The organism is Hafnia alvei, assembly GCF_900095695.1.
Taxonomy (GTDB): Bacteria; Pseudomonadota; Gammaproteobacteria; order Enterobacterales; family Enterobacteriaceae; genus Hafnia; species Hafnia alvei_B.
Map to the genome: position 1 here is coordinate 65,942 of NZ_FMIQ01000073.1, position 24,020 is coordinate 89,961.

Annotated in this window: 21 protein-coding genes and 1 pseudogene; 13 read left to right on the forward strand and 9 right to left on the reverse strand. The window is 48.2% G+C overall.

What is annotated here, in order from left to right:
• Positions 1-124: 124 nt before the first annotated feature.
• The 3 genes from BN1044_RS20280 to prmA are packed head-to-tail and all read left to right on the forward strand — an operon-like array spanning position 125 to position 2,706.
• Positions 125-367 carry a YhdT family protein gene (locus BN1044_RS20280; RefSeq protein ID WP_040045621.1) on the forward strand — a complete coding sequence of 81 codons (243 nt, stop codon included), beginning with the start codon at positions 125-127 and terminating at the stop codon, positions 365-367.
• Positions 357-1,814: a sodium/pantothenate symporter gene (gene panF / locus BN1044_RS20285; RefSeq protein WP_072310191.1), complete on the forward strand. Its 1,458-nt coding sequence runs from the start codon at positions 357-359 to the stop codon at positions 1,812-1,814. Before BN1044_RS20280 ends, panF begins: the two co-directional genes overlap by 11 nt.
• 10 nt (positions 1,815-1,824) lie before the next feature.
• Positions 1,825-2,706 (forward strand): 50S ribosomal protein L11 methyltransferase, encoded by an 882-nt coding sequence (gene prmA / locus BN1044_RS20290; protein WP_025798460.1) that lies wholly within the window; start codon positions 1,825-1,827, stop codon positions 2,704-2,706.
• Positions 2,707-2,750: 44 nt separating this feature from the next.
• On the opposite strand, the gene BN1044_RS20295 is transcribed toward prmA, so the two are convergent.
• Entirely contained in the window at positions 2,751-3,230 is a 480-nt protein-coding gene (locus tag BN1044_RS20295) for an ASCH domain-containing protein (RefSeq protein WP_072310192.1), read from the reverse strand.
• A 310-nt stretch (positions 3,231-3,540) separates the two neighbouring features.
• Between BN1044_RS20295 and dusB the strand changes: the two genes are divergently transcribed.
• The 7 genes and pseudogenes from dusB (at position 3,541) to BN1044_RS20330 (ending at position 10,391) form a co-directional block, all read left to right on the forward strand.
• On the forward strand, positions 3,541-4,545 hold the full coding sequence (dusB, locus tag BN1044_RS20300; protein ID WP_040045618.1) for a tRNA dihydrouridine synthase DusB: 1,005 nt from the start codon (positions 3,541-3,543) through the stop codon (positions 4,543-4,545).
• Positions 4,527-4,823 (forward strand): DNA-binding transcriptional regulator Fis, encoded by a 297-nt coding sequence (gene fis / locus BN1044_RS20305; protein WP_004097144.1) that lies wholly within the window; start codon positions 4,527-4,529, stop codon positions 4,821-4,823. The genes dusB and fis overlap by 19 nt, the downstream gene beginning before the upstream one ends.
• 304 nt (positions 4,824-5,127) lie before the next feature.
• Positions 5,128-5,544, forward strand: a pseudogene (locus BN1044_RS20310) (MFS transporter); the annotation flags it as partial.
• Positions 5,545-5,595: 51 nt separating this feature from the next.
• On the forward strand, positions 5,596-6,942 hold the full coding sequence (locus BN1044_RS20315) for an MFS transporter (protein WP_072310193.1): 1,347 nt from the start codon (positions 5,596-5,598) through the stop codon (positions 6,940-6,942).
• A 47-nt stretch (positions 6,943-6,989) separates the two neighbouring features.
• Positions 6,990-8,699 (forward strand): dihydroxy-acid dehydratase, encoded by a 1,710-nt coding sequence (gene ilvD, locus BN1044_RS20320; RefSeq protein ID WP_072310194.1) that lies wholly within the window; start codon positions 6,990-6,992, stop codon positions 8,697-8,699.
• Between the two features lie 6 nt (positions 8,700-8,705).
• On the forward strand, positions 8,706-9,602 hold the full coding sequence (locus BN1044_RS20325) for a dihydrodipicolinate synthase family protein (protein WP_072310195.1): 897 nt from the start codon (positions 8,706-8,708) through the stop codon (positions 9,600-9,602).
• A gap of 15 nt (positions 9,603-9,617) precedes the next feature.
• A complete protein-coding gene (locus tag BN1044_RS20330; RefSeq protein WP_072310196.1) occupies positions 9,618-10,391 on the forward strand; it encodes an SDR family NAD(P)-dependent oxidoreductase in 774 nt (257 codons plus the stop codon).
• A gap of 65 nt (positions 10,392-10,456) precedes the next feature.
• Here BN1044_RS20330 and BN1044_RS20335 read toward each other — a convergent pair whose 3' ends face one another.
• The gene (locus tag BN1044_RS20335) at positions 10,457-11,554 is read right to left on the reverse strand and encodes a type I restriction endonuclease (RefSeq protein ID WP_072310197.1); all 1,098 of its coding nucleotides are present in this window, start codon (positions 11,552-11,554) and stop codon (positions 10,457-10,459) included.
• A 1,346-nt stretch (positions 11,555-12,900) separates the two neighbouring features.
• Here BN1044_RS20335 and BN1044_RS20340 point away from each other — a divergent pair.
• Positions 12,901-13,332, forward strand: coding sequence for a hypothetical protein (locus tag BN1044_RS20340; protein WP_072310198.1), 432 nt, complete (start codon positions 12,901-12,903; stop codon positions 13,330-13,332).
• A 79-nt stretch (positions 13,333-13,411) separates the two neighbouring features.
• Here the strand turns inward: BN1044_RS20340 and BN1044_RS20345 are convergent, their stop codons facing one another.
• The 4 genes from BN1044_RS20345 to agp form a co-directional block, all read right to left on the reverse strand.
• Positions 13,412-14,848 (reverse strand): 6-phospho-beta-glucosidase, encoded by a 1,437-nt coding sequence (locus BN1044_RS20345; protein WP_072310199.1) that lies wholly within the window; start codon positions 14,846-14,848, stop codon positions 13,412-13,414.
• Positions 14,849-14,885: 37 nt separating this feature from the next.
• Positions 14,886-16,403 carry a PTS transporter subunit EIIC gene (locus BN1044_RS20350; protein WP_072310200.1) on the reverse strand — a complete coding sequence of 506 codons (1,518 nt, stop codon included), beginning with the start codon at positions 16,401-16,403 and terminating at the stop codon, positions 14,886-14,888.
• A 180-nt stretch (positions 16,404-16,583) separates the two neighbouring features.
• Positions 16,584-17,315, reverse strand: a complete 732-nt coding sequence (locus tag BN1044_RS20355) for a MurR/RpiR family transcriptional regulator (RefSeq protein WP_072310201.1) — start codon at positions 17,313-17,315, stop codon at positions 16,584-16,586.
• Between the two features lie 148 nt (positions 17,316-17,463).
• Positions 17,464-18,777, reverse strand: coding sequence for a bifunctional glucose-1-phosphatase/inositol phosphatase (agp, locus tag BN1044_RS20360; RefSeq protein ID WP_072310202.1), 1,314 nt, complete (start codon positions 18,775-18,777; stop codon positions 17,464-17,466).
• Between the two features lie 225 nt (positions 18,778-19,002).
• Here agp and BN1044_RS20365 point away from each other — a divergent pair, with 225 nt between their 5' ends.
• Positions 19,003-19,338 carry a DUF2002 family protein gene (locus BN1044_RS20365; protein WP_072310203.1) on the forward strand — a complete coding sequence of 112 codons (336 nt, stop codon included), beginning with the start codon at positions 19,003-19,005 and terminating at the stop codon, positions 19,336-19,338.
• A 103-nt stretch (positions 19,339-19,441) separates the two neighbouring features.
• Here BN1044_RS20365 and BN1044_RS20370 read toward each other — a convergent pair whose 3' ends face one another.
• Positions 19,442-20,134, reverse strand: coding sequence for an LrgB family protein (locus BN1044_RS20370; RefSeq protein WP_072310204.1), 693 nt, complete (start codon positions 20,132-20,134; stop codon positions 19,442-19,444).
• Complete coding sequence (locus BN1044_RS20375) at positions 20,131-20,571, reverse strand: CidA/LrgA family protein (RefSeq protein WP_072310205.1); 441 nt, start codon at positions 20,569-20,571, stop codon at positions 20,131-20,133. The genes BN1044_RS20370 and BN1044_RS20375 overlap by 4 nt, the downstream gene beginning before the upstream one ends.
• A gap of 145 nt (positions 20,572-20,716) precedes the next feature.
• On the opposite strand from BN1044_RS20375, the gene BN1044_RS20380 reads away from it, so the two are divergent.
• Positions 20,717-21,631 carry a LysR family transcriptional regulator gene (locus tag BN1044_RS20380; protein ID WP_072310206.1) on the forward strand — a complete coding sequence of 305 codons (915 nt, stop codon included), beginning with the start codon at positions 20,717-20,719 and terminating at the stop codon, positions 21,629-21,631.
• Between the two features lie 522 nt (positions 21,632-22,153).
• Here BN1044_RS20380 and BN1044_RS20390 read toward each other — a convergent pair.
• Positions 22,154-23,803: a Na+/H+ antiporter gene (locus tag BN1044_RS20390; protein WP_072310207.1), complete on the reverse strand. Its 1,650-nt coding sequence runs from the start codon at positions 23,801-23,803 to the stop codon at positions 22,154-22,156.
• Positions 23,804-24,020: the final 217 nt, after the last annotated feature.

Genomic DNA, 24,020 nt, shown 5'->3' on the forward strand with positions numbered 1-24,020 from the left:
GGGTAACCGGCCTTTTTGCTTTTTAGCTGCCGAATCGTCCGGAGAAACGATAACGCTGCATAAAAATTGGGGTTGCCGTAAAATCCCGTACCTTCTGACTTTTATTCAAACAGGGGAGATCCCCATGGATGCACGCTTTTCGCAGGCGAACCGTGAAGCACGCTGGGCTTTGTGGCTAACCATTGCTTATATGGTGCTATGGATCGCTGCCGCATATATCCCAAACAACTTACAGGGCATAACAGGATTACCACACTGGTTTGAAATGGCCTGTTTACTGTTGCCGCTGGTGTTTATTTTGCTGTGCTGGGCGATGGTTCGCCTGATTTTTAAAGACATACCTTTAGGGAACAATGATGCAGACTGATGTCATTTTACCGCTGGTAGGCTACCTATTATTGGTATTTGGTTTATCGGTATATGCCTATCGTCGTCGCCAAAAGGGCAACTTCCTCAACGATTACTTCATTGGCGATCGTTCAATGGGCGGCTTCGTGCTCGCCATGACGCTAACCGCCACCTATATCAGCGCCAGCTCGTTTATCGGTGGGCCCGGTGCAGCCTATAAATATGGGCTAGGATGGGTGCTGTTGGCGATGATACAGCTGCCTGCCGTTTGGCTGTCGCTTGGCATTCTCGGCAAAAAATTCGCTATCCTGGCACGCAAATATGATGCCGTTACGCTCAATGACATGCTTTATGCCCGCTATAAAAGCCGCTTATTAGTTTGGGTGGCGAGCCTTAGCCTGCTGGTGGCGTTCATCGGGGCCATGACCGTGCAATTCATTGGTGGTGCACGCCTGCTGGAAACCGCAGCGGGTATTCCGTACGACACCGGTCTGCTCATTTTTGGCGTCAGTATTGCGCTTTATACTTCAGTGGGCGGCTTCCGTGCTAGCGTGCTTAACGACGCCATGCAGGGCCTAGTCATGCTGCTCGGCACCATCATTCTGCTTGCCGGTGTTATTCACGCCGCAGGGGGTTTGCACGCCGCCGTAGATACCCTGAAAAATATCGACCCTAAACTGGTTTCACCGGAAGGGGCCGACGATATTCTGAGTGCGCCGTTTATGGCGTCGTTCTGGGTATTAGTTTGCTTTGGCGTGATTGGCCTGCCACACACCGCCGTGCGCTGTATTTCATATAAAGACAGCAAAGCGGTACACCGCGCCATTATTATTGGCACCATCGTGGTTGCCATTCTGATGTTTGGCATGCACTTAGCCGGTGCGCTTGGCCGTGCGGTTCTGCCCGATCTCAAAGTGCCCGATCTGGTTATTCCAACGCTGATGGTGAAGGTCCTGCCGCCGTTTGCCGCAGGTATCTTCTTGGCTGCGCCGATGGCCGCGATCATGTCCACCATTAATGCTCAGCTGTTACAATCATCGGCGACCATCGTCAAAGACCTGTACTTGGGAATGCAGCCTCACGCGCTCAAAAATGAAAAGCGTTTGGCAAGGATGTCCAGTCTGTCTACGCTGATTTTAGGTCTGCTATTGCTGCTGGCCGCGTGGCGTCCACCTGAGATGATCATCTGGCTGAACCTGCTGGCATTTGGTGGTCTCGAAGCGGTATTCCTATGGCCATTGGTTCTGGGCCTGTACTGGGAACGGGCAAATGCGCACGGTGCGCTTAGCTCTATGATTGCCGGTGCCGCGTGCTATACCGTTCTCGCCACCGCCGACTGGCACATATTCGGCTTACATCCGATCATTCCGTCACTGTTAATCAGCTTGGCGGCATTCTGGATCGGAAACTTTTTTGGCGAACGTGGTACTTCCACGTCCGCTGTCACTGAATTAAATTCAAAATAGAGACTTCGAGATGCCTTGGATTCAAATCAAAATCAATACGACCGGCAATCAGGCTGAATCACTAAGTGATGCGCTAATGGAAAGCGGCGCAGTATCCGTTACATTCCAAGATACTCATGACAATCCGGTGTTTGAGCCGCTGCCGGGTGAAACCCTGCTGTGGGGTGATACCGACGTTATCGGCCTGTATGATGCTGAAACCGATATGAAAGAGATTGTTGCGATTCTGGAAAACGATCCCGCGCTAGGTAAAGGCTTCCACCACAAAATCGAACAGATCGAAGACAAAGACTGGGAACGCGAGTGGATGGATAACTTCCATCCCATGCAGTTTGGTCGTCGCCTGTGGATCTGCCCAAGCTGGCGCGATGTTCCCGATCCAACCGCGGTGAACGTAATGCTGGATCCGGGTCTGGCGTTCGGTACGGGTACACATCCAACCACCGCTCTTTGCCTACAATGGCTGGATGGTTTGGATCTGGAAGGCAAAACCGTGATCGACTTCGGCTGTGGCTCAGGTATTTTGGCTATCGCCGCGCTGAAATTGGGTGCGGCACGCGCCATTGGGATCGACATCGATCCGCAGGCGATTCAAGCCAGCCGCGATAACGCCCAGCGTAACGGCGTTTCTGAACGTTTGGAGCTTTATCTGCCAAAAGATCAGCCAGCCGATCTGAGTGCCGATGTGGTCGTCGCTAATATCCTCGCAGGCCCGCTGCGTGAACTGGCGCCGTTAATCAGCGATCTGCCAAAATCAGGCGGCCATTTGGGCCTGTCTGGCGTATTGGCGACTCAGGCGCCAAGCGTTGCAGAAGCGTATGAAGATAAATTCATTATCGATCCGGTCGCGGAGCGCGAAGAGTGGTGCCGCATTACCGGTGTTCGCCGCTAAGCGATATTCCCACGTTCACAACGAACCACCGTTAAAAACAGCGCCTATTCAGGCGCTGTTTTTGTTTCAGCAATACCCAATAACCGGAAATACTCGCAGACCAGCCACATATCCTCAGTGAAGTTTTTACCTATTGCCTCGAGGGACGTTTCAAAAAATGTCTGGTGAGCCTGCCGCCAATAAGCCAAAGACTTATCCCCTTCCCCCTCTGCCGCAGCTATTACAGCGTCTACATCACGAAAGCGACGCAAAGATACCTGCGTGGTTTCTATCGCTGCCACGGGCTTTTCACGCCCATCTAACACAATCGTCAGGTAACCCACGTGAGGAATGGTGCCTCCTTGGTGCTGATACTCGACTAAAGCACCGCAGGTAGCATATTTTTCGCCGCTGACGATAAGGTCTGCAAGCTGCTGCGCTAACTCACCCGGCGAACCAAACTGTTCAACGTGATAAGGACGGCCAGCTAAATCTGGGTGTGCTTGTACTATTTTCGACCAAAATAATGCGATTTCACTGTCCATATCATCCTCTAAAATGCGATACGCATCCCATTTATAGCGCCATTATTGCTGCTTTAATCAGCAATTTGTTTAGCTAGCGCAGCCAAAAACACGTTAAAACAACGAATACTAAAGGTAAAAAACAAAAGAGCATTTTTTAACCATTGCAATATAACCATATGTTAAACAACAAAAATAATCAAACACCAGCCCTCAGCCCGCGATTTCATTGATCTACAACAGAGGATTGTTCAAAGTTTGGCCTTTCATATCCAAGCAAAAATGCGTAATATACGCGCCCTTGCGGACACAGTATGGTCAGTCTTTGTCTATGCGCATTGGACACATTGAACTTAAAAATTGCCTTATTGCTGCGCCTATGGCCGGCATAACCGATCGCCCTTTTCGAACGCTTTGCTATGAAATGGGTGCAGGGATGGCTGTCTCTGAAATGCTCTCTTCCAATCCGGAAGTGTGGCAGACAGATAAGTCGCGTCTGCGTATGGTGCATTTAGATGAACCTGGGATCCGAGCCGTGCAAATCGCCGGGTGTGACCCTGATGACATGGCTGCTGCTGCCAAAATCAACGCTGATAGCGGCGCGCAGATCATTGATATCAATATGGGTTGCCCAGCGAAAAAAGTGAACCGCAAACTCGCGGGTTCTGCGCTTTTGCAGTATCCCGACTTGGTTGAAAAAATCCTCAGCGCGGTGGTTAACGCTGTGGATGTACCGGTAACGCTAAAAATTCGCACGGGCTGGAGCCCAGAACACCGTAACTGTGTTGAGATTGCCCAATTGGCTGAACGCTGCGGAATTCAGGCCCTGACTATTCATGGCCGAACACGTGCTTGCTTATTCAACGGCGAGGCGGAGTACGACAGTATTCGGACAGTTAAGCAGAGTGTTTCCATCCCGATTATCGCGAATGGAGACATAACTGACCCGCATAAAGCCAGAGAGGTACTCAACTACACCGGAGCCGATGCTCTGATGATAGGACGTGCCGCTCAGGGGAGACCCTGGATCTTCCGGGAAATCCAGCATTATCTGGACACAGGGGAGCTGCTTCCGCCCATGCCGTTGGAGGAAGTTAAGCACTTGTTATTAGGGCATGTACAAGAACTGCATAATTTTTACGGTTCTGGTAAGGGATTTCGCATTGCCCGCAAGCACGTATCTTGGTATCTCCAAGAGCACGCCCCATGTGACCAGTTTCGGCGCACATTCAACGCCATAGAGGATGCCAGCGAACAGCTGGAGGCGTTGGAGGCATATTTCGAAAATCTTAGCGTAAAAAAAGAGCTGACAGAACTATGTTCGAACAACGCGTAAATTCTGACGTACTGACCGTTTCTACCGTAAACTCCCAGGACCAGGTGACTCAAAAGCCACTGCGTGACTCGGTTAAACAAGCCCTGAAAGGCTACTTTGCTCAACTGAATGGTCAGGACGTTAATGATCTGTATGAGCTGGTACTGGCTGAAGTAGAACAGCCACTGTTAGACATGGTGATGCAGTACACTCGCGGTAACCAAACCCGCGCTGCGCTGATGATGGGAATTAACCGCGGAACTCTGCGTAAGAAATTGAAAAAATACGGCATGAACTGATACTAATCAGTTAACGTATTGAAAAAAGGCGCTTTTCCTTGATTGGATTAGCGCCTTTTTTATTATGAGTACCCCACGGAGTACCCCACAGGCAAATGTAACCGTGCCGTGGTGCGATTTTAATTTTGCTGGCATAAAAATTTGATGGGGTAAGGGTAAGCCATTGCGCCTCCTAAATTCTCCTACGTTTGGCGTGAACTTTCGCATTGGCACACTCTGCCCTAATGACATTGGTAAGCAGGCCAGCCAGAAAGAACTTTCCAGACTTTTGCTGGCAGGCTCGGCGCGGTGGTTTTGTTTGTCACTGGCGATCTGCATGGCATCTATGGGCTATATGTTCTTTGTCGGCATCACCAGCGCCACAGAGCAATATACCGCCGTGACGCTATTACTGATCTTTATCGTCGGCTTCGCCATGAGCGCAGGCCCGCTTATCTGGGTACTCTGCTCCGAGATCCAACCGCTGGCAGGCCGTGATTTTGGTGTCACCTGCTCCACCATGGCCAACTGGATCGCCAATATGATCATTGGCGCCACTTTCCTCACCCTCATCGACACCATCGGTAGCGCGGGCACGTTTTGGCTCTATGCCGGACTCAACGTGGTCTGCATCGTACTTACCCTGCTATTTGTCCCTGAAACTAAAAATATCTCGTTGGAAAACATCGAGAATAAACTGATGTCTGGCTCACCGCTGAGAAGCATCGGCAGCGCGCTCTAACTCACGATTATTGTTTAATTCACGATTATTTTTGTTTCGTCGAGGTCACCCATGACAGCTTTGGACATCAGTAATACCTCTGAAAATGAAAAAAGGATCGCCGCGGTATATAACAAAATAACCCGCCGCCTCATCCCCTTTTTAATCCTGTGCTACTTCTTCGCTTATTTAGATCGCGTGAGCGTCGGCTTTGCCAAACTGCATATGCAGGACGCACTCAACTTCAGCGATACCGTGTACGGCGTTGGCGCGGGGATCTTCTTTATCGGCTACTTTCTGTTTGAGCTACCGAGCAATCTGCTGATGCAGCGTTTTGGCCCGCGTTTTTGGATCGCGCGGATCATGATCAGTTGGGCCATTCTCTCTGCATTGATGATCTTCGTAAAAACCCCCACTCAGTTCTACGTGCTTCGCTTTTTGCTCGGTGTGGCAGAAGCAAGATTCTTCCCCGGCATCGTGTTTTATCTCACGCTATGGTTTCCGTCATGGCGCTCAGCTCGCACGCTGGGGCTGTTTATTCTCGTCACACCGCTATCCACCATCATCGGTAGCCCGCTGTCTGGTTTTATTCTAAAAGCGTTTGAAGGCGTTGAAGGCCTGCATAACTGGCAATGGCTGTTTGTGGTCGAAGCAATCCCCTCATTCTTGTTGGCCTTCGTGGTATTACGCTATCTCGACAACGACGTGAAATCGGCCAGTTGGCTTAGCGATGACGAAAAACAGGTCGTCAGCGACGATCTTGAAACCGACCGTCAACGCAATCTGAAAGCGAACGCCGGCAAGCCACCACAAAGCCTGAAAATGATGTTTCGTAATGGCTACGTTTGGCTGTTGGCGCTGATTTTTTTCAGCTTCAATATTGGCTACTACGGCATCAATTTCTGGCTCCCTTCAATCATTAAAAGCTCCGGTGTGAGTGACGATTTCCATATCGGCTTACTCGCCGCTCTGCCCTATGTCTTTGGTGCCATTTTCATGGTGTGGAACAGCCGTCACTCCGATCTGCACTGCGAGCGGCGCTGGCATATTGCCATTCCTGCGGTACTGGGCGCAGTGGGGCTTACGCTCAGCGCATATTGCAGCGGCTCAACCGTATGGATGATGGCGTGGATATGTCTGGCGATGTCCGGCACGTTGGCGCTGATCCCAACCTATATCAGCCTTCCCGGTACGTTGCTGTCTGGCACCGCTGCCGCTGCGGGCATCGCATTAGTTAACTCGGTGGGTAATCTGGCCGGATTCTTTGGCCCAACGGTTCTTGGTTGGCTTAAAGACAACACCGGCAGCACCAACGTTGGGCTGTATATCCTCGCCGCATTTCTATTGCTGTGCGCCCCCCTAATGTTTTTGTTACCAGCCAAGCTGGTTAATCCTCGCCGTGATGCAGGCAGATCCTGAATGCAGAGCACGGTGGGCGTTGTATCGTTATTGAAAAGAGGCAGTTTATGAGTGGATGTAAAAACTGTGGCACCTGTGGTGATGGTCATTTTAACCCAGTACTAAGCGGTGATGACGGTGCGCTTAAGCGCGCGCTGTACAAATCAATGGGGCATACGGATGAGCAGTTACGGCGTCCGGTGATTGCGGTCGTGAACAGCTATACCAACGCTACGGCTGGTCATGCGAATCTCAATGATCTTACCGCCGAAGTGCTAAAGGGGATTGATGAAGCCGGCGGCGTTGGCATGGTCTTTGGCACCATTGCGCCCTGCGACGGTATCGCCGAAGGTCATTTGGGCATGCGTTATATTCTTGCGGCCCGCGAAGTCATTACCAGCTCAATCGAAGTGATGATGCGCGCCCACCGTTTTGACGGCATGGTGCTGCTCGGTTCCTGTGACAAAATTGTCCCCGCGATGCTCATGGCAGCAGCGCGCCTAGATATTCCGGCTATTTTGGTTAACGGCGGTCCAATGTATCCAGCGGAATATCACGGCAAGCATTGGGACGGCAATATCGTTACCGAGGCCATTGGCCGGAAAAAACGTGGCGAAATTGACGCAGCCGAGTTCCGACATATCGAAGACATCGCTGAACCCGGTCCGGGCTCCTGCACCATGTATGGCACCGCCAATACCATGTGCAGTATCTCAGAGGTTTTGGGAATGAGTTTGCCGGGCAGCGCCATGCTTCCCGCCATATCTCAGGCACGCCGCGAATGCGCTTTCCGCACGGGGCAAACCGCCGTTGACTTAGTCAAGCGCGGTGTCAATGCACGGCAAATTATCACGCCGCAGTCAATCCGCAACGCCATGATTTATCTGCTGGCAACCGGCGGTTCAACCAACGCGATCCTGCATTTGCAGGCCATCCACTACGAGGGAGAATACGGCCATCTCCCCCTCTCCGACTTCGATAAGTTAAGCCATCAGGTTCCTCTCGTCGCGTCGCTCTACCCAGCATCAGAATACGACATGATCGATTTCTGGGAGGCGGGCGGCGTCGCTGCGGTTGAAAAAGAGATCGCGTCGCTGATGGATCTCAACGCGCTCACCGTGAATGGACAAACCAAAGGGGAATGGCTGGCTCAGGTTTCCGCCAGTCATCGCCCCGAAGTCATTCACACATTGGCCATTCCGGTACGTAATGAGGCTGGCGTGGCAGTCTTGCATGGCAACTTATCGCCGCTCGGCTGCGTCGTTAAACCAGCGGCTGTACCTGAACACCTAATGACCTTCACCGGCCCTGCGGCGGTGTTCAACAGCGAACAGGAATCAGTTGATGCCATTCTTTCCGGCGAGATCGCTTCTGGCAGCGTGCTAGTTCTGCGCTATGAAGGGCCTAAAGGCGGGCCAGGTATGCCAGAAATGTATAAGCCTATGAAATATCTAGAGGGCATGGGGCTTTCTGACAGCTGCGCGCTGATCACCGATGGCCGATTCTCAGGTTCCAACCGTGGGCTGTTTGTCGGCCACATTTCACCTGAGGCCAGTGACGGTGGCGATCTGGCGCTGGTGGAGAATGGTGACAGCATCACCATCGATATTCCGACCCGCGAGCTCACGTTGAACGTTGACCAAGCCACGTTGGCAAAACGCCGTCAACATTGGATACCGATTGAAAAACAGGTACCACGCGGATTCCTGCGTTTATACCGCCGCTGGGCGCTACCTGCGGCACAAGGTGCCGTGCTTGCAGACCGAGATGAGGAGTAAGTAATCATGTATCAACCAACTGATATCTATGGCGTCAATCCAATTGCAGCCATGCCCTTCACGCCACAGGGCGAGCCTGATTACTCAAGCTTTAGCCGCATGTTAGAACATCTGGCAGCAACGGGAATTCAAGGATTAACCCTATTTGGCATCGCCAGTGAGTTTCCTAAACTGGATGACAACGAGCGCTTGCTGCTTTCCAATCAGTTTTTATCTGACCTTCGTGGCAGCGGCATTTTTCGCGCTATTTCGGTCACTGACCACAGCACTGAGGTTGCCGTAAAGCGCGCCCGCGACTATCAAAAGCGGGGGGCAGAGGCCTTAATGTTGTTACCGCCATTCTTTCTACAACCGAGCCCTGAAGCGATTTCACATCATATTTTCTCAGTGCTAGAAGCGGTCAACATTCCGGTTATGGTGCAATACGCGCCGGGCGAAACCGGGCTGGCTATCACGCCCGAACAATTAGCCGACGTTGCCACTCGCTATCCACACGCGGTATTTAAAATTGAATGCAATCCGCCGGTGGATTACACCCGCGAATTTTTACAACAGGCACCGCAGGCCTGCGTTCTCAACGGTTATGCAGGGCTTTATATGCTGCAAATGCTCGAGGCAGGAGGCAAAGGCGTGATGCCGGGTTGCTCCTTTAGTGAAATTTATGTGCAGATTTATCAACGCTGGCAGCAAGGGGAAAAAGCCGCCGCGCAGGAATTACATCAGCAACTATTGCCGTGGATCCAGCGCTGGATGACGCACTGCGAATACATCATTCAGGTGGAGAAAACGATCCTACAGCGCCGGGGGATCATCGCCAGTGATTACTGTCGCCACCCTGGTTGGTCACTGACAGAGCAAGATCGTCTGATGATCGACAGTTTCATTTCAACATTTGCTCTTTAAGCTTACGGAGTATTTATGTCTACACCAGCCCAGCAGCCGCGTGTTGTCATGGTGACCGGAGCCAGCCAAGGCATCGGCCACGCCATCGCGCAATCATTCTTAAAAAACGGCGATATCGTCATTGGCTGTGCTTTTTCTTCATTGGAAAAAGCCCCTCATGCCAAAGCGCTCTTAGAGCACTATCCCGAGCATTTTTGCTACTACTCGGTTGATATCACCCGCACCGATAGTATCAGCGAATTTTTTGCCGCCGTTGAGCTTCGTTTTGGTCGTCTTGACGTACTGGTTTCCAACGCGGGTAAAAACGTCTTCAAAGGCATTGATTGTGAACTGGAAGATTGGCACCACAATCTCGATCTTAACCTACGTTCACACTGGTATATGGCGAAGTGCTGCCGTGGGATGTTAGAGAAGTCGCAGGGCGTTATTCTGGTGATGACCTCAAACCACGCCTTTTCAACCATGCCGGGCTGTGCGCCTTACAACATCACTAAGCGCGCGTTACTCTCGCTGGTACAAAGCCTCACCATTGAATGGGGCCCGGCCATTCGCAGCGTAGGGATCGCGCCAGGCTTTATTGATACTGCGGGAAATCAGGTTTGGTTTGACTCACACGGCGACGGAGAAAAAGCGCGGCAGGAAACGATCGCCAAACATCCTGTTGGCCGTATTGGAACGTCTGAAGAAGTGGGCGAATTATGCCTGTTCTTATCCAGCCCCGCCGCTGGGTTTATCGCAGGCACCACCATTGTGATGGACGGCGGTCGGAGTGCTCTGATGCAGGACTAATTGAATTGGTTAAGTTATATAGGCGCTCTCTATATTGAGAACGCCTTTTAATAAAATTTACGCTCTTAATTATAATTAAGAGCAGTTATTTTCATCTGCTCAGAGTATTGATAAATATCATCTAAGTTATCAATTGCATATCTTGTTTCATTCTTATCCGTATCAAATAAACCTATATACATTTGACTTCGGTTAAAATGCAATCGGCAAATTGGTTTACGATTATTATCATCAAGTAATATACCAAAGTAACTTTTAGTATCACGGTGTGTTATTCTAGACGGATCAACTACAGTTCTGACAATAGATTTAACAATATGGAACCCTTCGAGTTCATCTTCAGTCGTTACTAGTTCCTCTTTATTAATGCTACTATCATCTTCTATTGGTTGTAATTCAATACTACTAACAGTAGTCCCTGTAGACGGCGTAATTGGAGCTACAGTCCCACTGCTCATTGCCGACTTAAGCCTTTCATTAACTTGATCATTTAACCATTGGTTCGCAGCTTTTTTAGTCAAATCAGTAAATAGTTCACGAACTTTTTGAGTGATCATTCCTTCATATACTCTAGAAGCAAAAAGCTTCACAAAGTCCTCTTCTGGATTACTAAACTGAGAAGAGAATATTTTCTTAATTTGAGTTATATATTTTAATTCACCAGCAGCATTAACTATCGACTCTACATCAAAAGCTGATTTAGTTAGTTTAACTATTTCAGGAACAACATTCTCGTCAATATCAAGTAAGTCTAATTCTAAGAATGGTTTCTCATCCATCTTATTTGGAGCATCTAGATCTGTAAAAAATTTATACATCTGCCCATTGGTGAGGATGGAGATCCTAGCATTTGTTACATGAAAGTAGCGAAATAACTGTGATGCATGATTGACATTGAGAGGCTCACCAATCTTCTTACACTCAACAAGCATTTGAATTTCGCCTCCTTTTAGGATCGCGTAATCAATTTTCTCCCCTTTTTTAGTACCCACATCACAGATGAATTCGGGTGTTACTTCAGTTGGATCAAATACATCATAACCAAGTACTTTGTTAATAAATGGCATCACAAATGCGTTCTTCGTCGCTTCTTCAGTTTGAATGACAGAAGATTGTTGTCTAATTTTCACTGCCAAACTATTTAATTGCTCTAACATTTCCATGGCTCCACGACCTTAGAATAATTTATATTTACAATAACAATATATGAAAATTATCTGTTCTTCTAGATTAGATAGATAAACTTTTTATTTATTTTTTGGTTATAAAAATATACCTAGAAAATCACCCTATAATACAATCTGCTGCTAGATAACTATAAAATGTCCTTGGCCAACCATAAAATTGACATCAAGAACAGTGAATTAGATCACATATATTAATAAAAATTAAAAATTAGCACATTTTAAATTTTTATTGGATGGCACAATATTTACTATTCCTAACAGGAATCTTCACAACATATGTATATCCATTTAGCTGATGACAATCACATTTTGACAAACAATATACTCATCAAAAAAATATAGTCACAGAAGATTCTCATTTATCAGTAACATAGTTGGAGCATAATGATATTTTTATATTGTTTAATTTTTATACCATTATAACTAGTTGGCAATTTTTGCATAAACTGAATATTCGGTAGTATTTCCAGTATGCTTGATCTCGATGTAGGGTCTAAATGCATACTGTAATCACCCATATTGCAGCTACCACCCTGCTGCGTTGTAGGCTTATTGAATTACTAACTAAAAGCACAACATAGCTATGCTATAACACTGTATTATTTTTGAACTTAAAATTTATGCAAAAACATTTTTCCGCCTATCCTTCTGAATTTTATAATTAAAAAAACCAATGCATTTCATATGCCTATGAGGAAAATAGACAACATTCCTTTCAAGTTAAAGAAATTGTACGTATCCAAGTAATAGGATTCACGTTGAGTGGAGCGCACCACACTAACAACTCAATTGAACAAGCCAGAGACTACCCAATCCTATAACAATACAGGTAAATAATTGGAATTTTTCCAATAGTTATTTGAGATGGAGATGCATTACTGACCTTAGATAGCCAGAGCTTGTTACTAAAATGGAGCTACAAACGTCCAGATTCAGGCAATTCTACAATAAACCTCTAGATTGTTACGCTTTCGCTTGCATAATTACGCTTCTATTCAGCCTACATTACAGCTAGGCCTAGTCACCATTTAGTCTACAAAGTGTTACTATATTTTTCTGAATCAGAGAGCACTGGTACACAAAAAAATATTTCGTAATCATTTGAATAATAATGTTTTAATATGATTAAATTTTTTTTCATGCAAGAAAAGCTTCCCAATCCCCGGCCTCTAGACATAAATTCTTGCAGTGCAAATTGGACAGATATCGAAGATTTTATAGAATCTGTTGTCCAAGTTACTGCTGTCCAAATACTGACCAAATAAAAGCGAATTAGCTTAACACGCTGAATAGTTTAATTTTTAACCATTGAGAACAATTTCATGAAGAAAACACTGTTAGCCTTATTCGTTCTCTCACCGTTCGCCAGCTTGGCTGCAACGCCAGCGCAGCCGATGATCGGCAACTATCATGCGGTAGGCTATACCACCTGCGGCGGGTTTAAAGTGCTCTCCAGCGCCATCAGCAACGAGAATGTGATGGTGTTGCAAATTACCGATCCTATCAGCAAGGCATCGCAGATTTATTACGGGAATCGTACTGACGACGAGAGCGAGAAAGTGCAGTATGTGCTGTCTAATTACGATGAGAAAACCAAACAGTTCACGCCAGATCCATCGAATACCACCATCAATTTCGGCATCAAAATGGGCTATCCGGGCACACCGGGCAATGACTTATACAATCTGACAATGGGTGGTCAAACCTATGTGTGCAAGCAGTTCACCATCTTCAATTCACTCAGCAAAAAATAAAATCGTCTGATTTGAAGACATAAAAAAGCCATCGGCTATTTGCAGATGGCTTTTTTGTTTTTTTATTTAAATCAAACCGCTACAGCGTCTCACCATTGCTCTTAATCACTTGCTTATACCAATCGAAACTTTGCTTTTTAGCACGCTCTTGTGTGCCGGTGCCGTCATCATGTTTATCAACGTAGATAAAGCCATAGCGCTTACTGTATTGGCCGGTCGTGAAAGAAACGCAATCGATGCAGCCCCACGGGGTGTACCCCATCAGCTCAACGCCGTCGTCGATTACCGCTTTTTTCATCTGTTCGATGTGGGATTTTAAATACGCGATACGATAATCATCGTGAATTTGCCCATCGGCACCGGCTTTGTCTACCGCACCAAACCCGTTCTCAACGATAAACAGCGGTTTCTGGTAGCGCTCATACAAAATGTTCAGCGTGTAACGCAGGCCAACAGGATCGATCTGCCATCCCCACTCTGACGCTTTCACATGCGGATTCGGTACCGATCCCTCAAAGCCCGCCAGCGCCGTTCCTGTTCCCGCCGAGTTTGCCTGCACCGCATTGCTCATGTAGTAACTCAGGCCGATGTAATCCGCGCATCCATCTAACAGAATCTGTTTGTCATTCGGTTGCATTTCAATGTGATACCCTTTGCGTTCCCACTCTTTAAGAATGTACGAAGGGTAATAGCCACGCATATGCACATCGCCAAACAGGAAACGCTCACGCATCGCTTCCTGCGCATACATCACATCATCAGGATGGCACGAGTACGGATAGAGCGGCACCATGGCAATCATACAGCCGATTTGTAGCGCAGGATTAATATCATGCCCTAACTTCACCACCTGTGCGCTGGCAACGAACTGGTGATGTAGTACCTGATACATGCACTCTTCGGGGTTAGGCTCATTGGTGTAAATCACACCAGAGCAGCAATAACCAAACAGCGGTGTTTTCCAGTTACGCTGGTTATTGATCTCGTTGAACGTCATCCAGTATTTCACTTTATGCTGGTAACGCTTGATCACTACTTCGCTAAAGTGGACAAAGAAATCAACGACTTTGCGATTTTTCCAACCGCCGTATTCTTTAACTAAATGCCACGGCATTTCGAAATGCGACAGCGTAATTACTGGCTCAATACCATATTTCAGCAGCTCATCGAACATGTCATCGTAAAACTGTAGCCCCGCTTCATTCGGTTCTACTTCATCCCCGTTGGGGAAGATTCGCGACCACGCAATTGAGGTACGAAAACATTTAAAGCCCATCTCAGCAAACAGCGCGATATCACCTTTGTAGCGATGATAAAAATCAACCGCGTCGTGGTTAGCATAAAGGTAGCCGTCTTGGATACCATCGGTGATCACGCGATCGACGCCATGCTTGCCGCTGGATAAAACATCAACGATGCTTGGTCCTTTGCCGCCCTGATCCCAGCCGCCTTCAACCTGATGAGCCGCAACCGCGCCGCCCCACAGAAAATCATCCGGTAACCGTTGTTGTTTCATGCTGTTGCTCTCTTCTTTAATGAATTTTGTTACGTAATCAAGCGACTTCAGGCTGCGCCGCTGCTTTGGTATCTGTCACTGCTGCTGGAATTTCTTCTTTAAATCCGGCAAACCAGGTAAATACGGCACCGAGGACAAAGGCCACGCTTATCGACAGGACGAAACCGAGGAACTGAGGCAGATGCCCTTCTTTGAAGAACACCGGCAGCACCGCGATCCCAGGGATACAGTAGCTCCACGATACCGCATTGAAGGAACCGGCAATGGCGCCTCCGACCGCACCCGCCATGCAAGCACACACCATGGGACGTTTTAAACGCAGTGCCACACCATAAATTGCAGGCTCAGTAATCCCGAACAGACCCGTCATCCCCGCAGACAGCGCAACGCGCTTCATCTCGGCATCTTTAGATTTCAGGTAAACGCCCAGAACTGCGCCCGCCATGGCAAACACGGCTGAGGCTTGCAGACCGGTAAAGGTGTCGTAGCCCAAGGTAGCGTAGTTGCCGACGGTGACCGGAGTAATCCCCCAGTGCACGCCTAAGGTGACTAACGGTGTCCACAGTGCGCCAACCACAAAACCGGCTACCACAGGACTGAGATGATAAAGCGTGTTGTAAACCCCGCCGATGGCGCCGCCAATCATGTTGCCAATCGGGCCAAATACCAGCAGTGTCAGAGGAACAATAATCGCCAAACAGAACATCGGCGTGAACAGATTGCGGATCACCAGCGGCAGAATACGTTCAAAGAAACGCTGCACGTACGACATCATCCACACCATCAAAATGATCGGAATAACCGCCGAGGTGTAACTCAAATACTGCACCGGCATGCCTAAAAACGTCAGTGGATCTGCGCTAAGCGGAATACCTACGACTTCGGTTAAAACACGGGCAATCTGTGGATTACTCACCGCTTCTTTCATCAGTTCCTGCATTGCCGGATCGGCAGAATTCACCAGCAGGATCTTGTTGGCTGTCAGCATGCTCATGTAGTCAGGACAAACCAGCGCACAGGCGGCAATAACGGCAGTAAATGGGTTAACGTTAAATTTCTTCGCGGCGGTAAAAGCCACCATCACAGGCAGGAAAGTAAACCCGGTCCATGAAACGAAGTTCAAGATGCGATAGGTTCCGCTGGCAGGATCCATCCAGCCTAAAACGGCAAACAGCGAAATCAGCCCCTGCAGAACACCACATGCGGCAAGCGGGTAGAGAAAAGGCGCAAAAATGCTGGAAATGATATCCATCAGACGGCTAACAATACCGACGTTAGGTGCGCTGACGGCGGCATTTTCATCCACCTGAATCAGCTTTAGCACTTCTCGGTAGGCATCACCCACATGGTTACCAATCACTACCTGTAATTGCCCGCTAGACTCAATAACCGTAATAACGCCTTTAACACGCTTAAGGGTTTCTTTATCTACTTGAGAAGTATCTTTTAATACAAATCGTAAACGCGTTGCACAATGTGTGACATTAATCACATTATTATCGCTACCAATTAATTTTACAATTTCCTTGGCCGAGTCCGCATAATTAATTGCCATAGAATGAGTCCTTCTGTAGGAACAGAAACCCCTTTTAATAAACGGCAGGGGAATATTCATGATTTATAATTCGGATAGTAGCAAAGAATTAAGTAATGTCACGATATAACAAAAAAACACAAATGTGATTTGTCACGTTAAAGAAACACGTTGTTTTTTAATAGATCAATGTCTCAATTATTAACTAGAGATATTCTTTGCTAATTTCTTTCCTATTGCCTCTAGCATATAAATAACAGGAACCTGAGTGGTGATATTATATTCACTGGCGATCAGGATTTGTGGCATGTGATAGGAAAGATTGAAGTCCGCCATGCGCGCTAAAGAAGAGGTTTCGCTGTTGGTAATGCTGATAATTTTACAGTGATGCAGGCTAAACTGACTTGCCAACTTTAATATTTCCGGCGTTTCACCAGAAACAGATAAAATAATCGCAATCGCATTTTTATACATATCCGTGCTAATAGGATAATAGGGATCGTCAATATAATTACTAAACTTACCGACGTTAGAGAAAAAACGTGCGCCATATTTCCCTAACGTGCCCGACGTGCCGGCACCGACAAATATTATTCTTTCCGCCTCAGCAATTTGTTCCGCCGTGCGCGTAATAAGTGCTTCAAACTCATCATTATGAATACTTTTAAAGAAGCTCATTATTTCACTCGCCCCGGAGGTCAATAATAATTTTTCTTCTTGTTCAAGATAAAGCTTAAAACGAATACGAAACTCAGAATAACCGCTGCAATTCATTTTCTTGCAAAAGCGTAATATGGTGGTGGTGGAAACATCCGCTTCATCCGCTAACTCACGGATAGTCATATACATCACCTTATCTTTATTTTTGATGACATAGTTATATACCATCAATTCCAAGCCATTCAGCGTCGATAAGGCGATATGGGTAAACATACGAGTATCCAGTAACAAGTTATCGTGACAAAGTATCAGAACATCATAGAGATGACAAAGTATCTCAGATTCGAGAGCATAAATGCGCTCCTAAACAAGCTTAATGCCTGAGCACGAAAAATATGCACGGTGCTCAGGCAGATTATCTTTACTGTCCTTGAATATCTTTCGCTATCGCGGTTTTAAAATCATCCATTGGGCAGAAACCGTTAGCATCAATTTTACAGCCATCGATTTGTAAAATCACACGCTGGGCCGGTGATGATAATGATAACGGCGTAGCATTGCGGATTTGATCGGTTGACTGATATACGTATTCAATCTTCATCAAATCCCGATTGTGGTTTTTATCATGCCAACGTTGGAAAACAATTTTCCCGCTGATCGGGGTTTTCTCATACTGCTTAGGCAGTTCATAATCGGCTGTTTTCATGGCGGCTAGCAAAGACGCGATGTTGGAATCATGCCCCACCAGCACCGCAACCTTCGCTTTATGGGCGTCTGCCGCCAGCACATTGTTATCTGGCGTTCCCACCAGCGTTGCGCTAACGAAACGCATCAAAGGTGCCGCCGCATTTTGGGCTACCGCCGAGGAACCAAACAGGGTTTCATGATAAAGATTCTTTATCTCCTCCAACTGCTGCCACTGTTTTTCATCGGTAATTTGTCCCCAAGCCACCTCTTTCAGCGGATATCCTTCGTAATACTGCAGCATAAATCCATCAGATGCGCCGGTTCCTACGCGTAGCGGACCCGTAATACCGGGCTCTTTATCCTGAACGATATTGATCGTATTTGGCTGTTCAGCCAACGAGCAGGTTTTCTTCTCGGTGCAGACCTTCGATTGTCCGTAGTCCATTACCTGCTGAAGTACCGCATAGTTAGGTTTCAGGCGTTCGTTAAGGCCTTCTATCCCGCCCTGTCCCGCATGTTGGTTAATCGACTCGATAGCTTTTTGTTTAAACTCATCCGTGACTTTAGCAGTGATTATTGGGTTAAACGTCGGGTCCATAGTGCCAATTTTGGCCTGATGATTCACTTTGAGTGAACACTCGGGAAATGCCCCGCTAACAAAGCTTTTCGCGGTATCAATGGTGCGAGGCAGGCTATTAGCATAAACAAATACGGCACCGTCGGTTGGGCAAGCGCCCGCAGGCAAAATACCGGTTTGGGCGAGCCAATCACGCATATATTGGCCAAAGAGTGTTTCCACTTCGGCCCCTTTAGGCGTCAGCAATCCTCCTTCCGTTTTCCATACTGGCCATTGATGTGGCGTCGATTCTGCCAAAATATCGCCATATCCCACCAGCGGCGCACGGATACCATGACGGCTGAAAATCAGAACCTGTTCTAGCTGGTAACCTTCAGGCGCAGCGGAAGAAACATCCGCAGACTGAGCCGCCAGCGGAATAAATAACGCCAATGCGCTCAATGAGAAAAAGCCCTTAGTTGTTTTTTTCATTTGCCCGTTTCCTTATACAAATTGAAGGGTTACCGAATGGAATTTACGAGGCTTAGTGTAGATAGGTATCAGACTTATGTTCTTGCCACGCTTCACATAACAGGGCTAATCATTCTCATTGCGCAGAGCGCCATGCGGGATCTCTCTTCCAGAAAAGTCCGGTTGTCCCACATTTTCAATCCGCTATGGTCTGTGCCTATAAGAGAGAACAATGGGAGAGTCAGCATGTATTTACGCCCTGACGAAGTCGCACAGGTACTTGAACGAACTGGGTTTATTAGAGATCACGTGACCGATAAAGCTTATGGTTTTCATAAAGGCGATCACTATGTCTATGTTAACCGTGAGGCCAGAATGGGCCGAACCGCACTGGTTATCCACCCTGCGCTCGGGCAGAAAAGTCTGAAATTTGCGCATCCCGCAGAGCCACTACGCAGCAGCGTAGCCTATACGCGTTTCCCTCAGGATCCCCATGCGGTAGATACCGCATTCGTTGGTATTCCACACGGATTCACTTCACGCGCGCGTCTCAGCCAGTATTTGGAAAAAATGTTCCAATAGCAGCGCTGAAAATAGGGCAAAAAAAACCTCTGCCGTGCGGGTGCTAGGCAGAGGCAAACTCTTGCAGCTATAGCGCTGTTTTATACAGGCTTATTATTAAAATTCATGACCACATCACATGGCCGATCAGCGGGGCCAAAACCACGGTAACCACCCCCGCTAACATCATAACCAAACTTGAAACCACGCCTTCGGTCTGTCCTATCTCATAGGCTTTCGCGGTTCCTGCGCCATGCGACGAGGCCCCCAATCCTGCCCCTTTCGCCATACCGCTGCGCACCGCCAAACGTAGGAATAAAATATCGCCAACGCCCATGCCGAAAACGCCGGTGATCACCACAAACAGCGCGACCAAATCAGGTTGCCCGCCCAGTTGCTTAGCCGCTTCCAACGCAAATGGCGTGGTGATTGAACGCACAGCCAAGCTGCGCTGTACTTCCTCTGGCAACGTTAACAGCCGAGCCAACCAAACTGAACTACTCACCGCCACGACCGTTGCCGTAATAACGCCTGCGCTTAACGACATCCAGTGGCGGCGAATCACAGCCATGTTTTCATAAACCGGTACCGCAAACGCGATAGTGGCAGGGCCCAATAGCCAAAGCAGCCAATGGCTCTCTCCCATATAATCCTGATAGGAAACATGTGTGACTACCAAAAACAGCACTAAAATCAGCGGTGTCAAAACCAGCGGCATCATCCAAATGGTATGAATACGACGGTATATTTTCTTATTGGCAAAATAGAGCGCTAGCGTCATCAACAGACAAAGCACACTGATACTTAAACTACTCATGCGCGATCTCGCTTATAGGCGGCCGATTGCTTTTTACGCTGTAGGTAAATTTCAAAACGATAAACCCGATCTACCACCAGCGCCGTCAAACCGAGCGTCAATGAGGTACTGACTGCAATCACGGCAAAAATCCGCCAACCTTCTACCATTAATAACGAAGCGTAATTCACCACCGCAACCACGGCAGGAACAAAAAACAGCAACATTTCAGCCAATAACCAACGCGAACCCGCCTTTACCCACTTGATGGGCAAAACGCGTAAAACGATCATCGCCAGCAGCATCAACATACCCACGATATTGGCGGGAAGAGGAAGGTGGAATTGAACCACCACCCATTGTGCAGCTAAAAACAATGCAGCATACAAAGCGACCTGAACAGGCACCTGTAAACGGCTTAGGACGAACGGTGCGCAAGAGCGCAACGCCAGAGACATGGTAACCTCAGAATGAGAAAAGTGTGAATGAGCGCACAGTATAGGCAGTAAACAATACCTGCATAAAATGAATTAATATTATTGCCATTATGCCAAATTGGCATACTTTGTTATCCCATCAACAAAACGCTCTTATGGAGACACCATGGATGTCAGAACGCTGCGCTATTTTGTAGAAGTGGTACGCCAACAAAGCTTTACCCGCGCGGCGGAAAAACTGTTTGTTACCCAGCCAACCATCAGCAAAATGCTCCGCCATCTGGAAGATGAGCTGGGATGCACGCTGCTCATCCGTGAAGGACGCCGTTTACATCTTACCGACAGTGGGCAAGCAGTTTATCAACGCGGCCTAACCATACTGGATCAATTTAGCCAATTAAGATCAGAGCTAGAAGATATCAGCACGGTGAAACGCGGCCAGCTTAAGTTAGGTATTCCACCGATGGTCGGTACCCAAATGGCCGGATTAATTAATGAATTTCGCCATAACTATCCAGGAATCGAGCTGATTATTTCCGAATTTGGCGGGCTTACCGTTGAACAGGCCGTGTTATCGGGTGAACTCGATCTCGCCTTAACGGCGCTTTCAGGAGATACCGATGCCGCCATCGCATCGCTACCGCTGTTCAGCCATCCGCTGTGCGTTTTAGTCCCTCGCACCGAAGAGTGGCTATCGCGCACCAGCATCGCTATGCCCGAACTCGCTGAGCAGAATATCCTGATCTACAACGAGGATTTCGCGCTCTATAAACAGCTAATGCAGGCCTTTGCGGTTCATAACGTGACGCCACAGATTGCGGTTCGCAGCGGGCAGTGGGACTTTCTCGCCGCCATGGTTCAGGCTGGCGTAGGCGTCGCAATTTTGCCAGAGCCTATCTGCCAACGGCTCGATCCAAAGACCCTACTTTGGCTGCCATTAGAGCCAAAACTGATGTGGGAGCTGGGTTTGATTTGGTGTGAGGGGCGATATTTGTCGCACAGCGCTCAAGCGTGGATCGCGCGCTGCCGTGAATATTGGCCGAACGGGGAAATGCATCCCGAGTGGATAACGTTGAAGTAAGGTTTTTATCTAAAAATAATATGTAAGATCAGGTGTAAGGTTCGCCAGACTTATGTTGGATGAGAATCAAATTTAGCTCGCCCACTAGCAGCAGTGTTTCCATGTAACCACTGAGGTCGGCGATCGATGAGGGGCGCCAGCGCGCGCCCCTTCAATCCTCGCGCTTTTATCCGAGACGCCATCTCCGCTCCGGTTTGGTATCGCCCATCCAGGGCGCCCCAAACTCCGCCGGTACATCCCTGTACCGGCGGCTCTCTCTACCAAGACAAAAATACCTTTTGTCTTTCTCTGTAAGATGAAATGAATTTTAGAGCCACCAGCAGGGATGCTGGTGGCAGGCTGAGGGCGTACAGGATGTACGCTCCGAAACCGGTCGGCTAAACGACTCGGTAAAAAGAGCGCGGGTCAAGGGAGTACGCTCTGGTACTCCCTTGTCGGACACCAACATCAATGATTACATAGGAGTTTTAATACTTACCGGTGGCCGAAACATTACACCGCCCCCACATACATAAAGATACCTTACCCACTCTTCTCCACCAGCAACGCTTCCAGCAAATCAAGGTCGTGCAGCAGTTTCTGCAACGTTTCATTGCTGATTTTTTGTGTGGCACGCAGGTGGTAAAGCTCACCGCGCTCAGCGCGTAGCGCGGTTAAACGGAAGCGACGTTCAAGGTTTTCAACCTTACGCATCTCTTCGGCGTTTTCCTTGGTGCTAATGCGCCGACGCAAACTCCCGATCACGCGCGAGCTCACCTCTGTCAGCAACTGAGGATCGATGTTTTCTTCGGTATCGACTTCCAAGCGTTCCTGCATTTTCTTCAGGCTTTCAATCGCGACTTCTGCCGTAACCGATTTCGCCATCGTCTCTTCTTCTCGGTAGGTATTCGTGTCGTTGACCTCCATGCCTTTCAGCAGCAATGGCAGCACGACAACCCCGACGATAAGCGAGAATAAAATCACCCCGGTGGCGATAAACACCAGCTGATATCGACCAGGGAATGGCGTGCCATCGGTCAAAAACAACGGAATGGAGAGCACACCAGCTAAGGTAATGGCACCGCGTACCCCCGCGAACGACGCAATCCACAGATCACGCAGGCTATAGCTGGCAAACTGCAGCGGGTTACGTTTCATGAAGCGTAAACTTAAGCGACGCATGCACCATAGCCACAGGAAGCGTAACACCAGCAGCACGCCGTACACTAACGCAACATCGGTGAACAAGAACCATGTCTGGATGGTAGGATCGCGCTCCGCCTGAATAATGGAGCTTTCCAAAATTCCCGGCAGTTGTAGCCCCAACATGATAAACACCATGCCGTTAAACACGAATTCGAGCATTGCCCAAACGCTGTTAGCGCGCAGGCGCATCGTCAACGGAGCATTACGAATCACGCCCGATTGGCTGATGGTCATCCCCGCGGCAACCGCGGCCAAAATACCGGAAACACCTACGTGTTCAGCAATCAGATAGCTGGCAAACGGCAGCAGCATCAAGAATACAATTTGCGTGGCAGGATCATCACCGGACCAGCGACTCATGATACGCAGCGATTTGCTGTATAACCATGTCACAGCAACACCGGCGAACAGACCACCAATAGCGACCTTAAGGAACTCAAGAGTCGCACCGCCTACGGTGAAGACCATCGTTCCCATTGCAACGGCGATAGCAAACTTCAGCGCAACCAGACCAGACGCATCGTTCATCAGGGCTTCGCCTTCCAGCACGCCCATAATGGTTTTTGGAATGCGACCTTTGCCCACAATCCCCCCCAACGCCACGGCGTCAGTTGGAGAGAGCACAGCAGCCAAAGCAAACGCAGCCACCAAAGGAACTTCAGGCAGTAGGATGTGCAGGAAATATCCGACGCCAACCACCGTAATTAATACCAGCACCAGCGCCAGACCTAAAATCTCACGCCCGTGGTGTAAAAACTCTCGCGTTGGCGTTTTCCACCCGTCAGCGAATAGCAACGGAGGAATAAACAGTACGAGGAAAAGTTCAGGGTCAAAATCGACGTGCAGGCCAAAATGCGGCCATGCCAGCAGAGCCCCGATAGCAATCTGCATCAGCGGCAACGGTATTTGGAACGGCAACATACGCGTTACCACCCCAGATAAGGACACCACTAGGATCAGGATCAGAATAGTAAAGAAGATTTCCATGCTTTCCTTAGTCTCACTACAAAATACAACCGCGTTTTGCTTATAAATACCCTTTCAAACATATCACCTTATGATTTTTGTCCTAAAGGAAAAAGTGTGCAAATAGGCTGAGAATTACCTGAAAGTAACCAATGGTATTATTTCTGTTGAAGATAGCGACCGCAAGCGCTCATCACTTAAAAAAAGAGCGCCCTGAGGCGCTCTTCTAAACGTTATC

Excerpts from the sequence above, each read along its gene's own strand:
- BN1044_RS20280 (WP_040045621.1), top strand. The coding sequence starts at position 125 with ATGGATGCACGCTTTTCGCAGGCGAACCGTGAAGCACGCTGGGCTTTG.
- panF (WP_072310191.1), top strand. The coding sequence starts at position 357 with ATGCAGACTGATGTCATTTTACCGCTGGTAGGCTACCTATTATTGGTA.
- prmA (WP_025798460.1), top strand. The coding sequence starts at position 1,825 with ATGCCTTGGATTCAAATCAAAATCAATACGACCGGCAATCAGGCTGAA.
- BN1044_RS20295 (WP_072310192.1), bottom strand. The coding sequence starts at position 3,230 with ATGGACAGTGAAATCGCATTATTTTGGTCGAAAATAGTACAAGCACAC.
- dusB (WP_040045618.1), top strand. The coding sequence starts at position 3,541 with ATGCGCATTGGACACATTGAACTTAAAAATTGCCTTATTGCTGCGCCT.
- fis (WP_004097144.1), top strand. The coding sequence starts at position 4,527 with ATGTTCGAACAACGCGTAAATTCTGACGTACTGACCGTTTCTACCGTA.
- BN1044_RS20315 (WP_072310193.1), top strand. The coding sequence starts at position 5,596 with ATGACAGCTTTGGACATCAGTAATACCTCTGAAAATGAAAAAAGGATC.
- ilvD (WP_072310194.1), top strand. The coding sequence starts at position 6,990 with ATGAGTGGATGTAAAAACTGTGGCACCTGTGGTGATGGTCATTTTAAC.
- BN1044_RS20325 (WP_072310195.1), top strand. The coding sequence starts at position 8,706 with ATGTATCAACCAACTGATATCTATGGCGTCAATCCAATTGCAGCCATG.
- BN1044_RS20330 (WP_072310196.1), top strand. The coding sequence starts at position 9,618 with ATGTCTACACCAGCCCAGCAGCCGCGTGTTGTCATGGTGACCGGAGCC.
- BN1044_RS20335 (WP_072310197.1), bottom strand. The coding sequence starts at position 11,554 with ATGGAAATGTTAGAGCAATTAAATAGTTTGGCAGTGAAAATTAGACAA.
- BN1044_RS20340 (WP_072310198.1), top strand. The coding sequence starts at position 12,901 with ATGAAGAAAACACTGTTAGCCTTATTCGTTCTCTCACCGTTCGCCAGC.
- BN1044_RS20345 (WP_072310199.1), bottom strand. The coding sequence starts at position 14,848 with ATGAAACAACAACGGTTACCGGATGATTTTCTGTGGGGCGGCGCGGTT.
- BN1044_RS20350 (WP_072310200.1), bottom strand. The coding sequence starts at position 16,403 with ATGGCAATTAATTATGCGGACTCGGCCAAGGAAATTGTAAAATTAATT.
- BN1044_RS20355 (WP_072310201.1), bottom strand. The coding sequence starts at position 17,315 with ATGTTTACCCATATCGCCTTATCGACGCTGAATGGCTTGGAATTGATG.
- agp (WP_072310202.1), bottom strand. The coding sequence starts at position 18,777 with ATGAAAAAAACAACTAAGGGCTTTTTCTCATTGAGCGCATTGGCGTTA.
- BN1044_RS20365 (WP_072310203.1), top strand. The coding sequence starts at position 19,003 with ATGTATTTACGCCCTGACGAAGTCGCACAGGTACTTGAACGAACTGGG.
- BN1044_RS20370 (WP_072310204.1), bottom strand. The coding sequence starts at position 20,134 with ATGAGTAGTTTAAGTATCAGTGTGCTTTGTCTGTTGATGACGCTAGCG.
- BN1044_RS20375 (WP_072310205.1), bottom strand. The coding sequence starts at position 20,571 with ATGTCTCTGGCGTTGCGCTCTTGCGCACCGTTCGTCCTAAGCCGTTTA.
- BN1044_RS20380 (WP_072310206.1), top strand. The coding sequence starts at position 20,717 with ATGGATGTCAGAACGCTGCGCTATTTTGTAGAAGTGGTACGCCAACAA.
- BN1044_RS20390 (WP_072310207.1), bottom strand. The coding sequence starts at position 23,803 with ATGGAAATCTTCTTTACTATTCTGATCCTGATCCTAGTGGTGTCCTTA.